Source organism: Pseudomonas sp. PSE1(2024) (genome assembly GCF_050990555.1).
In the GTDB taxonomy this organism is placed as follows: Bacteria; Pseudomonadota; Gammaproteobacteria; order Pseudomonadales; family Pseudomonadaceae; genus Aquipseudomonas; species Aquipseudomonas aphyarum.
Window position 1 is genome coordinate 1,651,563 of sequence record NZ_CP158967.1, and the last position, 13,394, is coordinate 1,664,956.

5 protein-coding genes are annotated in these 13,394 nt (G+C 61.2%); 1 reads left to right on the plus strand and 4 read right to left on the minus strand.

The genetic code is table 11. From position 1 onward, the window contains the following. Positions 1 to 177 precede the first annotated feature (177 nt). Positions 178 to 8,088, plus strand: coding sequence for a retention module-containing protein (locus tag ABTV87_RS07480; RefSeq protein ID WP_433899202.1), 7,911 nt, complete (start codon positions 178 to 180; stop codon positions 8,086 to 8,088). Between the two features lie 63 nt (positions 8,089 to 8,151). Here ABTV87_RS07480 and ABTV87_RS07485 read toward each other — a convergent pair whose 3' ends face one another. The 4 genes from ABTV87_RS07485 to ABTV87_RS07500 form a co-directional block, all read right to left on the minus strand. After that, complete coding sequence (locus ABTV87_RS07485) at positions 8,152 to 8,529, minus strand: DUF6124 family protein (RefSeq protein WP_433899203.1); 378 nt, start codon at positions 8,527 to 8,529, stop codon at positions 8,152 to 8,154. Positions 8,530 to 8,977: 448 nt separating this feature from the next. Next, a complete protein-coding gene (locus ABTV87_RS07490) occupies positions 8,978 to 11,992 on the minus strand; it encodes a hypothetical protein (protein WP_433899204.1) in 3,015 nt (1,004 codons plus the stop codon). A gap of 146 nt (positions 11,993 to 12,138) precedes the next feature. Further along, entirely contained in the window at positions 12,139 to 12,534 is a 396-nt protein-coding gene (locus tag ABTV87_RS07495) for a YbaN family protein (protein WP_064594260.1), read from the minus strand. A 10-nt stretch (positions 12,535 to 12,544) separates the two neighbouring features. Then, complete coding sequence (locus ABTV87_RS07500) at positions 12,545 to 13,132, minus strand: YecA family protein (protein WP_007958400.1); 588 nt, start codon at positions 13,130 to 13,132, stop codon at positions 12,545 to 12,547. Positions 13,133 to 13,394: the final 262 nt, after the last annotated feature.

Genomic DNA, 13,394 nt, shown 5'->3' on the forward strand with positions numbered 1-13,394 from the left:
TTAGTGGGCCTGCTGCATCGAACAGAGATTCCAAGTGCTTGATGGCGCTGGAGTTTCTGGATTTGCGCAACCTGCGAAACGAACTGTCGAGGTGCGAGCGTCGCCCCGACAACCCGCTTGAGCCATGGGCTGCTTCGCGAACCAGCGCCGACGGTGGTCGGCAGCGGAGGAATGCACATGGCAACGCTCATCGGGATCGTCACTAAAGTCATTGGTCAGGTTTTCGCTCAATCGGCAGACGGCATTCGCCGCCCATTGGTCGAAGGCGATCGGCTGTTTGCAGGGGATCAATTGATCACCGGGGCGGAGGGGGCGGTTGCCGTCCATCTGCAAAATGGCCAGGAGCTGACCCTCGGTCGCGACAGCAGCCTGACCATGACCGGCCAGTTGCTCGCCGATCAGGCCGCCCACGTCAATGCCCCGGAAGCGGTGACCCCGAGCGAGTCGCAACTGACCGACGTCGAGCAGATCCAGAAAGCCATTGCCGCCGGCGATGACCCGACCAAAACCGCCGAAGCGACAGCGGCCGGCCCCGGAGCAACCGGTGGCGCGCCAGGTGGCCTGGGCGGCGGCCACAGTTTTGTGTTGCTGACCGAAGTGGCGGGCCGGGTCGATCCGGTCATCGGTTTCCCGACAGCCGGTTTCAACGGCATCCCCGAGTTTCCCGAAGAACGGCATAACGCTGTAATCGACAACGGTGACGGCCAGGCCGCCCCGATTGTTCCGCCACCACCACCGGTCAATAACCCGGTGACCCTCGGCGGCCTGTCCGTACCTGGCGGCGAACTGACCCTCAACGAAGCCAATCTGCCCGACGGTTCCGCCGCCAACCCTGGCGCGCTGACCCAGACCGGCAGCTTCACGGTGTCGGCGCCGGACGGCCTGAGCAGCCTGAGCATCGGCGGCATTAACGTGATCGTCGGTGGCGTGCCGATCGGTTTCCCGCAATCGATCACCACACAACTGGGCAACACCCTGACCATCACCGGCTACAACCCGGCCACCGGCACGGTCAGCTACAGCTACACCCTCAACGGCAACGAAACCCACGCGGCGGGCGACGGTGCCAATAACCTCAGCGAACAATTCACCGTGATCGCCGGCGACAGCAATGGCGACACCGCCACCGGCACGCTGGACGTCAACATTACCGACGACGTGCCCAAGGCTGTCGATGACACCAATCCGAACACCGCCTCGGAAACCCTGCTGACCCTGACCGGCAACGTGCTGCCGAACGACACCCAGGGCGCCGACCGGATCCCCGTCGGCCCCAACAGTGGTCCGGTGGTCGGCGGCACCTTCACCGGTACTTACGGCACCCTGGTGCTGAATGCCAACGGCACTTACACCTACACCCTGAACACCAGCGATGCCGACTTCAAAGCCTTGCACGGTGGTGGCAGCGGCACCGAGACCTTCACCTACACCCTGCGCGATGCCGACGGCGACACCAGCACCGCGAACCTCGTTTTGCAGATCCACAACAACGACGACCCGGTGGTCATCAACGGGTTGAACGTCGAGGGCGGTGAACTCACCGTCTACGAGAAAAACCTCGGCGACGGCAGCGCCCCGGATTCGGGAGCCCTGACCCAAAGCGGCACCTTCACCATCACAGCTCTCGATGGTGTCACCACCCTGACCATCGGCGGCATTGCCGTGGTCACCAATGGTGTTGCCGCAGGCTTCCCGCAATCCACCGTCACCCCATTGGGCAGCACGCTGACAATTACCGGGTTCAACGCTGCAACCGGCGTCGTCAGCTACAGCTACACCCTGGTCGACAACGAAGCGCATTCAACCGCCAACGGCGCCAACGTGCTCAACGAGCAGTTCGCCGTCACCGTGGTCGATGACAACGGCACCACCGCCAATGCCACCCTGGATGTGAACATCGTCGACGACCTGCCAAAAGGCGTGGACGACAGCAACGCCGGCACCGCTTCGGAAACCAACCTCACATTGAGCGGCAACGTCCTGACCAACGACGTGCAAGGCGCCGACCGCGTACCTGTCGGCGAAAACGCTGGCCCGATCACCGCCGGCACTTTCACCGGGACTTACGGGACATTGGTGCTGAACGCCAACGGCACTTACACCTACACCCTCAACACCAGCGACGCCGATTTCAAAGCGCTGCACGGCGGCGGCAACGGCACTGAAACCTTCACCTACACCATCACCGATGCCGACGGCGACACCAGTACCGCGAACCTCGTGCTGCAGATCCACAACAACGACGATCCGGTGATCATCAATGGCCTCGACGTGAACGGCGGCGAGCTCACCGTTTACGAAAAAAACCTCGGTGACGGCAGCAGCCCCGATGCCCCAGCGCTGACCCAAAGCGGCACCTTCACCATCACTGCACTCGACGGTGTCACCACCCTGACCATCGGCGGCATCGCTGTAGTCACCAATGGCGTGGCAGCAGGCTTCCCGCAATCCACCGTCACTCCGTTGGGCAGCACGCTGACCATCACCGGTTTCAATGCCGCCACCGGCGTCGTCAGCTACAGCTACACCCTGGTCGACAACGAAGCTCACCCGACTGCCAACGGTGCCAACGTACTGAACGAGCAATTCGCCGTGACCGTGGTCGATGACAACGGCACCACCGCCAATGCCACGCTGGACGTGAACATCGTCGACGACCTGCCAAAAGGCGTGGACGACAGCAACGCCGGTACTGCTTCGGAAACCAATCTCACACTGAGCGGCAACGTCCTGACCAACGACGTGCAAGGCGCCGACCGCGTACCGACCGGCCCGAATGCTGGCCCGATCACGGCGGGCACTTTCACCGGGACTTACGGGACTCTGGTGCTGAACGCCAACGGCACATACACCTACACCCTCAACACCAACGATGCGGACTTCAAAAACCTGCACGGCGGCGGCAACGGCACTGAAACTTTCACCTACACCATCACTGATGCCGACGGCGATACCAGCACCGCCAACCTCGTGCTGAACATCCACAACAACGACGACCAGGTGTACCTCAACGGCCTCGACGTCAACGGTGGCGAACTCACCGTCTACGAGAAAAACCTCAGCGACGGCACCAGTCCCAACACCCCGGCACTGACCCAGAGCGGCACCTTCACCGTCACCGCGCTCGACGGTCTGCAAACCCTGACCGTGGGTGGCATCGCCGTGATCACCAACGGCGTCGCGGCCGGCTTCCCGCAATCGGCGGTCACGCCGCTGGGCAGTACGCTGACCATCACCGGATACGACCCGGCCACCGGCGTTGTCAGCTACAGCTACACCCTGGTGGATAACGAAACCCATCCGACCGCCAACGGCGCCAACAGCATCACCGAAAACTTCAACGTGGTGGCGACCGACACCGATGGCAGCTCCGCCACCGGGCAGATCAACGTCAACATCATCGATGATCTGCCGACCGCCAAACCCGACGCGACGTCGGTGCAGGAGGGCGGCACCGTCAGCGGCAACGTGCTGGACAACGACATCGGCGGCGCCGACGGCCCGGCAGCCAGTGGCGCGGTAGTGGGCGTGCGCGCCGGCTCCGACACCTCGACCTCGGCCATCGGCGGGCTCAACAGCAACATCAACGGCACCTACGGCTACCTGACCCTCGACGCCAACGGCAACGCGGTCTATCACAGCAACCCGAATGCCGTGAGCGGCCCGGGTGCGGTGGACGTGTTCGTGTACACCGTACGCGATTCCGACGGCGATGAAAGCACCACCACCATCACCATCGACGTCTACAACAGCAAACTGTGCGCGGTCAGCGACACCGACGTCACCGTGTACGAAAAAGCCCTCGACCTGACCAAGGACGGGCAAGATCTGGCCGCCGGCACGGTCACCGGCAGCGATCCGACCAGCACCGGGGAAACCGCGTCCGGCACGCTGGTCGGCTCGGTCACCGGCGCGGTCGGTGCGATCAGCTACGCGCTGGTCGGCAGCGCCACCGGCAACTACGGGCAGATCGTGCTCAACCCCAACGGCACGTACACCTACACCCTGACCTCACCGGCCAGCACCACCCCGCACGCCGATGACGGCGCCAACACCCTGACCGAAACCTTCACCTACCAGGCCACCGATTCGCTGGGCAACGTTGTTACCAGCACCATCGTGGTCAACATCGTCGATGACGTGCCGAAGGCGATCAACGACAGCAACGCCAGCACCGCGTCGGAAACCCAGTTGACCCTCAACGGCAACGTGCTGACCAACGACGTGCAAGGCGCCGACGTGGTGGCGACCGGCCCGAATGCCGGCCCGATCACCCCCGGCACCTTCACCGGTACTTACGGCACCCTGGTGCTGAACGCCAACGGCACGTACACCTACACGCTGAACACCAACGATGCAGACTTCAAAAACCTGCACGGCGGTGGCAATGGCACCGAGACCTTCACCTACACCCTGACCGATGCCGACGGCGACACCAGCACCGCCAACCTGGTGCTGAACATCCACAACAACGACGATCCGGTGGTCCTCAACGGCCTCGACGTCAACGGCGGTGAACTCACCGTCTACGAGAAAAACCTCAGCGACGGCACCAGCCCCAACATCCCGGCGCTGACCCAGAGCGGCACCTTCACCGTCACCGTGCTCGACGGTCTGCAAACCCTGACCGTGGGCGGCATCGCCGTGATGACCAACGGCGTGGCCGCCGGCTTCCCGCAATCGACCGTCACTCCGCTGGGCAGCACGCTGACCATCACCGGTTACAACCCGACCACCGGCGTGGTGAGTTACAGCTACACCCTGGTCGATAACGAAACCCACCCGAACGCCAACGGTGCCAACAGCATCACCGAGAACTTCAACGTGGTGGCGACGGACACCGATGGCAGCACGGCGACCGGGCAGATCAACGTCAACATCATCGACGACCTGCCGACTGCCAAGGCCGACACCGGCTCGGTGGCGGAGGGCGGCACGGTCAACATCAGCGTGCTGGGCAATGACATCAGCGGCGCGGATGGCGCGGCGGTCGTGGTCGGCGTGCGCGCCGGCAGTAACACTGCGACCTCGGCCATCGGTGGCCTCGGCAACAACATCAACGGCAGCTACGGTTACCTGACCCTTGATGCGGCCGGCAACGCGGTCTATCACAGCAATCCGAACTCGGTGAGCCCGCCGGGCGCCACCGACACCTTCACCTACACCATCCGCGACAGTGACGGCGACGAAAGCACCACCACCATCACCGTCAACGTCGCCGACAGCAAACTCGTGGCTTCGACCGATCAGGACGTGACCGTCTACGAAAAAGCCCTCGACCTGACCAAGGACGGGCAAGACCTGGCCCCCGGCACGGTCACCGGCAGCGATCCTTCCAACACCGGCGAAACTGCCAGCGGCACACTGGTCGGTTCGGTCAGCGGCGGCAGCGGGGCGATCACTTACACCCTGGTCGGCAGTGCCACCGGCACTTACGGGCAGATCCAGCTCAACGCCGACGGCACCTACACCTACACCCTGACCTCGGCGCCGAAAACCACGCCGAACGCCAACGACGGGCCGAACACCCTGAGCGAAAGCTTCACCTACAAGGCCACCGATGCGCTGGGCAACAGCATCACCAGCACCATCGTGGTCAACATCGTCGACGACGTGCCAAAAGCGGTGGCGTCGGATCGTTCGGTGGCGGCGGTGGAGATCGACTCCAACATCCTCATCGTCCTCGACATCTCCGGCAGCATGGCCGACGCCTCCGGCGTGCCGGGCCTGTCGCGGCTGGAACTGGCCAAGCAGGCGATCAGCGCCTTGCTCGACAAGTACGACGATCTGGGGGATGTGAAAGTGCAACTCGTCACCTTCAGCAGCAACGCCACTGACCGCACTTCGGTGTGGGTCGATGTCGCCACGGCCAAGACGATACTGGCCGGCCTCAGCGCGGGCGGCGGCACCAACTACGACGCGGCCGTGGCGACCATGTACAACGCGTTCAACACCTCGGGCAAACTCACCGGGGCGCAGAACGTCGGCTACTTCTTCTCCGACGGCAAACCCAACGAGGGTGACATCGGCACCGCCGACGAAGCGACGCTCAAGGCGTTCCTCGATGCCAACAACATCAAGAACTACGCGATCGGCCTGGGCAGCGGCGTGAGCAACGCCAACCTCGATCCGCTGGCGTACGACGGCATCACGCACACCAACACCAACGCGGTGGTGGTCACCGATCTCAACCAGCTCAACTCGGTGCTGTCCGGCACTGTGCAGGGCGCGCCGGTTACCGGTTCGCTGCTGGGCGAGGGCGGCACGTTCGGCGCCGATGGCGGGTTCATCAAATCCATCGTGGTCGACGGCACCACCTACACCTATGACCCGAAAGCCAACGGCGGTCAGGGCTCACTGGTCGCCAGCGGCGGCGCCAACCACGGCACGTTCAACACGGTGAACAACACCCTGAGCATCGCCACCAACAACAGCGGCACCCTGGTGGTCAACCTCGACACCGGTGACTACAGCTACACCTCGCAGAAAACCACCGCCGTGGTGATCACCGAAAACATCGGCTTCACCCTCAGCGACAACGACGGCGACCTCGCCAGCTCGACCCTGACCGTGAAAGTGATCCCCAACGCGCCTCCGGTGGCGGCGGACGACCACGTCATCACTAACGTGCTGTCGGGCAACATCGTGGTGCCGGGCGAGCTGTTGCTGGCCAACGACACCGACCCGAACGGCGACACCCTCAACGCCACGCCAACCTCGTTCAACACCGGCTGGATCTCCAAGTCGGCGGACTTCACCGGCACCGGCGCGATCAGCTTCACTGGCACCAACGCCAACACCGCCGCCAACCAGAACCTGGCCAACGTGCGTAATTCGTTCAGCGCCAACGCCGCGACCATGACCGCCGTGCTGGTGGTCAGCGGCTACCTCGGCGCGGTGACCAACACCAACGCCAACGATGAAGACCGCATCACCGTCAACCTGCGCCAGGGCGAAACCCTCAACCTGGACCACAACCTGGCGGCCGGTCACATCACCATGGAGTACTCGATCAACGGCGGCGCGTACATCGCCCTCGCGGACGGCCAGACCCTGACCGCCACGTCCGACGGCGTCTACCAGATCCACATCACCAACATCAGCAACACCACGGGCAACAACGTCAACGCGGCGGAGAACTACCAGCTGACCATGACCCTCAACTACGCCGGGGCCCACGACATCACCCCGGACTACCACGGCACCTACACCGCCAACGACAATCACGGCGGCAGCGACACGGCGAACGTGACCATCAGTTATCAGGACGGCCACACCCTCACCGGTACCTCGGGCGATGACGTCCTCGTGGCCGGCACCGGCGACAACATCATCAACGCCGGCGACGGCAACGACGTGCTCACCGCAGGCTCCGGTAACAACGAACTGCACGGCGGCGCCGGCAACGACTTGCTCTACAGCGGCCCGGGCAACGACCTGCTCGACGGTGGCACTGGCATCGACACCGCCAGCTACGCCCATGCGACCGCCGGGGTGACGGTCAACCTCGGCCTGCTCGGTGCGCAAAACACCATTGGCGCCGGAACAGACACCCTGACCGGCATCGAAAACCTCGTCGGTTCGAACTTCAACGACACCCTCACCGGCGACAACAATAACAACGTGATCAACGGCGGCCTGGGCAACGACATCCTTAATGGCGGCGGGGGCGATGACCTGCTGATCGGCGGGATGGGCAACAACACCCTGACCGGCGGACCGGGCGCCGACACCTTCCAGTGGCTCAAGGGCAACAGCGGTCACGACCTCGTCACCGACTTCACCCCCGGCACCGACAAGCTCGACCTGTCGCAACTGCTGCAAGGTGAAAACGGCACGTCGGCGTCACTGGATGACTACCTGCACTTCACCGTCACCGGCAGCGGCGCCTCGGTCATGACCAGCATCGACGTCAGCGCCATGGCTGGCGCCACCCCGAACCAGACCATCGACCTGGCCGGCGTCAACCTGGCCAGCCACTACGGTGTAACGCCGGGGGCGGGTGGGTTGATCGCCAGCGGGCATGACACGGCGACGATCATCAACGGGATGTTGAATGATCATTCGTTGAAGGTGGACACGGTTTGATCTGAACGCTGAAACGACAAAACCCGCCGTCCCGATCAAACGGGACGGCGGGTTTTTCTTTGCTCAGGCTACAGCGGGCGCCTCAACCTTCACTTCCAGATTATCCAGCACCCGATTCACCGCCAGCTCCCCCAACATGATCAGTTGCGCAATCCCCAACAACACATGCCGGTGCGAGCCATCTACCAGCCCGGCGAAGTCATTGGCCATGGTCTTGGCCGAAGTCAGGGTTTCGCAGGCGTCGGCCAGCAGTTCTTCGCTGTCGATACCGGGGGCGATGAGGTAGCGGGTGTTGGGTTTGAGCAGCGGTTTTCGGGGGAGGAGGGGATTGAGGTAATGGTCGAGCGCACGCTCGGCGGCTTCGTGGAATTTCTTGGAGTCGAGGGTTTTGTAGGGGGAAGTCGAATCGACTTCGGGCGGGTTTGGCGTGGGTTTGATCATGGGTAAAGTCTCTAGAGTAGTGGAGGCGCCACACTTCGCTGCTAAACAAAAGAGGTGACGGCCGTACGCGGGTTAGCAGACCAGGACTCTAGAACCCGGCGCACCGAAGTGCCCCACGCAAAGCCGTCATAACGTGAACGGACAGGCGTGAGCCTGATCACGAACGAACGGCATTGTGCGTCTAGAGTAGATCCGGGCTGCTAAACCCGATCGCTGTTTTTCAGCGACCGCCAAACAATAGAACCCGCCCCCAAGGCGCACAAGCCGGCGGATTCTGGCGGATGCGTAGGCAAAGGCGCAAGGTTGCGTGGCTTTGCGGACATAAGCTTCAACACTCTTCAACAAAAGCTCGCGAAGGCGTTGCAGCGACAAAACCCGCGCTCCCGTTTGAAAGGAAACGCGGGTTTTTAGGGGCGGGAACGATGCAATGCCTTCTCTCTTTTTTTGCTCAATACGGCCTCAGGCACCATGCCCAATAACGAGCATTTACATCAGTGGTACATACATGTCCGCCACCTCCATGAACATAGTGGCCGACGGTGCCTGCGGGGCACGCCGTGGTATCGCACATCCACGTAATCCATCCTGCTGACAGTGGCCAGTTGTAACCATAAACCACGTACATGGAGGGCCAGGTAAGCGTCAAGGGAATCGAACCTGCAACGCTGTTCATCCAGTTCACGGCCTCATAATGCGTCACACCTGCAGCATAGACATCCAATCTATAAATATGGATTGAGTCCACATAGATCGCATAAGTGGTGAATTGGTCCTGAACATAAATGTAGGCAGCCCCCCTGCGAAGGCCGGTTACCACGCCATTGGCGTCAACGGAAATAACAGAGGGATTGCTCGAGCTGAAGATAGGCCGGCCCACACCATATTGCGGATTTAGTTGTAGCCAGTTACCCGGCCATTTGGCGCCTGTTTCCGGCCAACCGGTATAGATCCGAAATCCGTCAACGATTCTGCGCGTTGTATCGATTTGCAGAGGCCGGCGACGGATCCAGCTCCGAGGCGGAGAGATCAGACCTTGGCCGTACTCTGCCTTGGCGGTGACAGTGTTATTGGCGTCGAAGTTTCCTGCGTTGATGTTGACGAAAGCGTTGCCGGCGGCGTCGGTCGTGACCGTTGTTTGCGCCACGCCGTTCAGCGAAATCGTGATGTTTTCGAGCGGTGTGCCGTTGACGTGAACAGTGACGGTGGCTGCAATGGTTTCGGAATTCTGGGTCACCTCACGCCCCTGAGGGTCACTTACAGAGGTGATGACCGTCTGTTTCTCATCCAGCGTATCGACTACCTTGGAGTTTTTCGGAAACTCCAGGGCCGAGGTCAGGTCAGTAGTGCCGTCTACGTTCACCCACAGAGCCATATACACCGTAGAGAGATCTTTCAGCGTTTTAAGCCAAGTGATTGGCAGGTCTTCGTCCAGGCCTGATTCGTCTCCGGTCAGTTCACCCTTGAGAACGTCGAAAACCGTTTCTTTTCCGCTTTTGTCCGTACCTCGCAGCTGCAGATGCCGTGCTTGTCCCTTGCGTTGACCGATCCAGGGATGTGCCACCAACCGGTTTGCCGGCGTAAGTTTTTGAGTGTCCACGACCCCCCCTTCCACTCCGCTGATCCTCACCAGCGGCAGCCGGGCGTCCTGCGGGGCGATAGGCATGATCTCAATGTCTACACCTTTCGATGAAGCGATCTTCTGGTTGTTGCGATTCAGAATCCAGCGAAACGGAACGGTCTGGCCGTTGAATGCAACCAGAAAGATATTGTCGAGAATCCAGTTGGCGCGGTTGTTCGGGTTCAGAACTGTCAGCGCGTACGGCATGGAACCAGTGGGTGCTTTCACGTGCACCAATCGTCCCCGGTCGCCTGCAATCTTCGCTGGATATTCGACCCGCATGGTTCGAGCGGCGCCCAGAGGGTCAATCGGTGCGGGAGTGCCCACCAGCATCGGCGGATCAAGCACGATGGCTTTTTCGTCACCGATCTTCAATTGCAACGGTTCGGACACGACCCTTGTTCTGTTCGGATTGATGATCACGCATTGCACCACCAGCGATGAGCTGGGGTACTTACCGATATATTTGGCGATTATTTCGAAGGCGATGGTCAGCGTCTCGTCGGTGACGATTTGTTGGAAGATGAAAAGTACCGGAACCCCGGCGTCGTCGACGGTTTGCCAGAGCAACTGGACTATCGCTCCCTTCTTCAGGGGCCAATATTTGGCGAACTGCACCACGCCCTTGAGGGTATCCACCGGTAAGGTGTCGTTATTGACTAGTGGAGTGACAGTAGGCGGACCCAGCTTGAAGAGTCCACCGGTAAAGGTGACATCGGCCGGCTTTGAATCATGAGTCTTGCCGGCTCGGATCAGCTTGTAGATCGCACGGCAACTGCCCCTGATCAGGTTTCGCACAAAGTCGTTTGCGACATCCTGCCTCAGCGAGCGGGTGGCGGCCGACACCGGTATCAGGTAACTGTGGCTGACGGTGTCACCCCCTTCGGTGACGCCCACAAGTAAAAGCTCCACTTCATCGCCAGCCGCAAAAATGCCTGTGATCAATATCCATAGAGGGCCGCCCGCGAGCCAATCGTGGTGCACCACGTTGTCGATATCGGCCAGTTCGAAAATGGGGGCAACCAGCAATACGATGCCGGGCTTGAATACAATCTCCAGTGCATCCGACCAGCCACTGGAGTTCTCCACCACATCGAAGCCCCCCCAGCGCACGATAATTATGGTGGTGGGCTTGAGGGTGGCGAGCATTTCCGGCGTCAGTTCGAACACGACATCGCCCAGTGCGGTGACTTCTTGTTCGAGGAGCAGCGAACCGAAAGCAAGCACCACGATGTCGCCGATCTGTTGATTGAAGTACGCCAGTACGGTCACGAACATCCCGTCGTTGATTACGGTCTGATCGATGATCGTTTCCGAGGCGACCGGCAATTTCAGACCCTGATTGAATGGCTTGCCGCCATCCGTGTCAGGCTCGCCCGGGCGGGTAGGTTTGTAGCACAGCTGGGCATGCGGCGAGTCCTCCGTAGAGTTGTCGCTGATACGGCGAACTTTGACCCAGATATCCTTCGTTTCCGCTAGCAGGGGAGCAAAATTGCTTTCCATGTCAGCGGCCGGGATATAACAGGGGATGTTTTTTGCGTCCCCGTTGCTTTCGAAATGTGCTTCGGTAACCGGAAATTCCACCACGGGCTTGTTTTTCGTTGCGAGGTAGACTTTGATCCAGTCGCCGAGAGCCATGTACTGATAGGCGAGGATGTAGATTAGCAAGCCGTCGCGGTCGCTATACACCATGTTGATGTTGACGCCCAGGACGTCATTCGGCAGGAGTTTGTATCCGACCGGATAGGGCCGTGGGACGGCGAGTGTACCGATGCCGCTGCGGTCGGGTGGAAAAACAACGGTCGTGTTGGGCGTGGAACCGGACGCTGTAAGAGGACTGTTCATGTACGCGCACCTTCGCAAGGGGTGTCCGAATGTCTGAATGCCGGCACCATTGACGAAGGATTAGAGCGCTGAAGCGTTTAGCTGCCTACTGTCAGATCTGACAGGGGTACGAGGGTTTTCGACGAGCGGTCACCGGGCGGAGCGGCTCAGGATTTACGCAACGTCTTCTGCCGCAAGATATAAACCGTCACCAACACCGCACTGGTCAGCATGAACCCACGCGCCCATACCAGCGGCACCAGGTAGCACGAGAACAGGATGCTCGCCCACATCAGCCCGATCGCGTAGACCTTGCCCTTGAGCGGAATGCCGTTGCCGTCGAGGTAGTCGCGGATCCATGGCCCGAGCCGGGGATGCTCGACCAGCCATTGATAGAAACGCGGAGAGCTGCGGGCGAAGCACGCGGCTGCCAGCAGAAGGAAGGGGGTGGTGGGGAGAACAGGCAGGAATATCCCGATCACCCCCAATGCCACGCTCAGCCAGCCGATGGCCAGCAGGATGTAGCGCAACATCAGGGGGCGGTTGCCTATGGGGTTGTCCATAGGCCGGATCTTAGTGGTGACGTGGCTTGAGGATCGCCGGTTTTTCGTCGGGCGCCTGGCACAGCAGGTACAGCGCGGTCAGGGCTTCCGGGATCTGGACGATCATGTCGTCCATCAGGTTGGCGTCCTTGGCGATGTCTTCGAACTCAGGCTGTTCGTCGAACAGGCCCGAACCGACCATGATCGGCAGGAGCATCTCGCTGACTTCTTCTTCGGCGGTTTCGAACCAGGCCGCTTCGCGCAGGAACACGCCTTCCATGAAGCCGATGCACCAGCCGCGCAGTTCGGAATCGTCCGGGTCGTCGCCCAGGTCCAGTTCGCATGGCAGCTCGAATTCTTCATCGGAGGCCAGTTGGCGGGCGATGTGGGCTTTGAGGCCGATCAGCGTGGCTTCGATCTCTTCGCGCTGGGCTTCGCTGCTGTAATGCGGCTCTTCGGCGAACAGGGCGTCGATCCACTCACGATCCGGCACCACGTCGGCGCAGATCGACAGCGCAGTCAGGTAACCGTGAGCGGCCACGTAGTCCAGCGCCTCTTCATGCAGCTCGTCGGCGTCGAGGAAGACTTGCAGGCGGGTTAGTTGCTCGGCGAAGGACATTAAAGGGCTACCTTGGGGGAATAAACAATGCGGGAATTCTAGGCCTTCTTGAGCCCTCAAGCCAGCCGCACGGCAGATTTGCCCGCACAAGCTTCTTATCGGCGGTGCCCTTTGCCGGGGAGGGCTCGGGTATACTGCCGCGCTTTGCGATCCCTGCCGGTGTCGCGGCTGATTGTGTAGGGCGCGATGCAATGCGCGCTTACGTTTTGTTTAAAGCAGCCTCGGCTGTCTTGAACCAGCCTGTGCAGGGATGTTTCGGTGG

Bases quoted from the DNA above. Each gene is read 5' to 3' on its own strand.
- ABTV87_RS07480 (WP_433899202.1), top strand. From the start codon at position 178: ATGGCAACGCTCATCGGGATCGTCACTAAAGTCATTGGTCAGGTTTTC.
- ABTV87_RS07485 (WP_433899203.1), bottom strand. From the start codon at position 8,529: ATGATCAAACCCACGCCAAACCCGCCCGAAGTCGATTCGACTTCCCCC.
- ABTV87_RS07490 (WP_433899204.1), bottom strand. From the start codon at position 11,992: ATGAACAGTCCTCTTACAGCGTCCGGTTCCACGCCCAACACGACCGTT.
- ABTV87_RS07495 (WP_064594260.1), bottom strand. From the start codon at position 12,534: ATGGACAACCCCATAGGCAACCGCCCCCTGATGTTGCGCTACATCCTG.
- ABTV87_RS07500 (WP_007958400.1), bottom strand. From the start codon at position 13,132: ATGTCCTTCGCCGAGCAACTAACCCGCCTGCAAGTCTTCCTCGACGCC.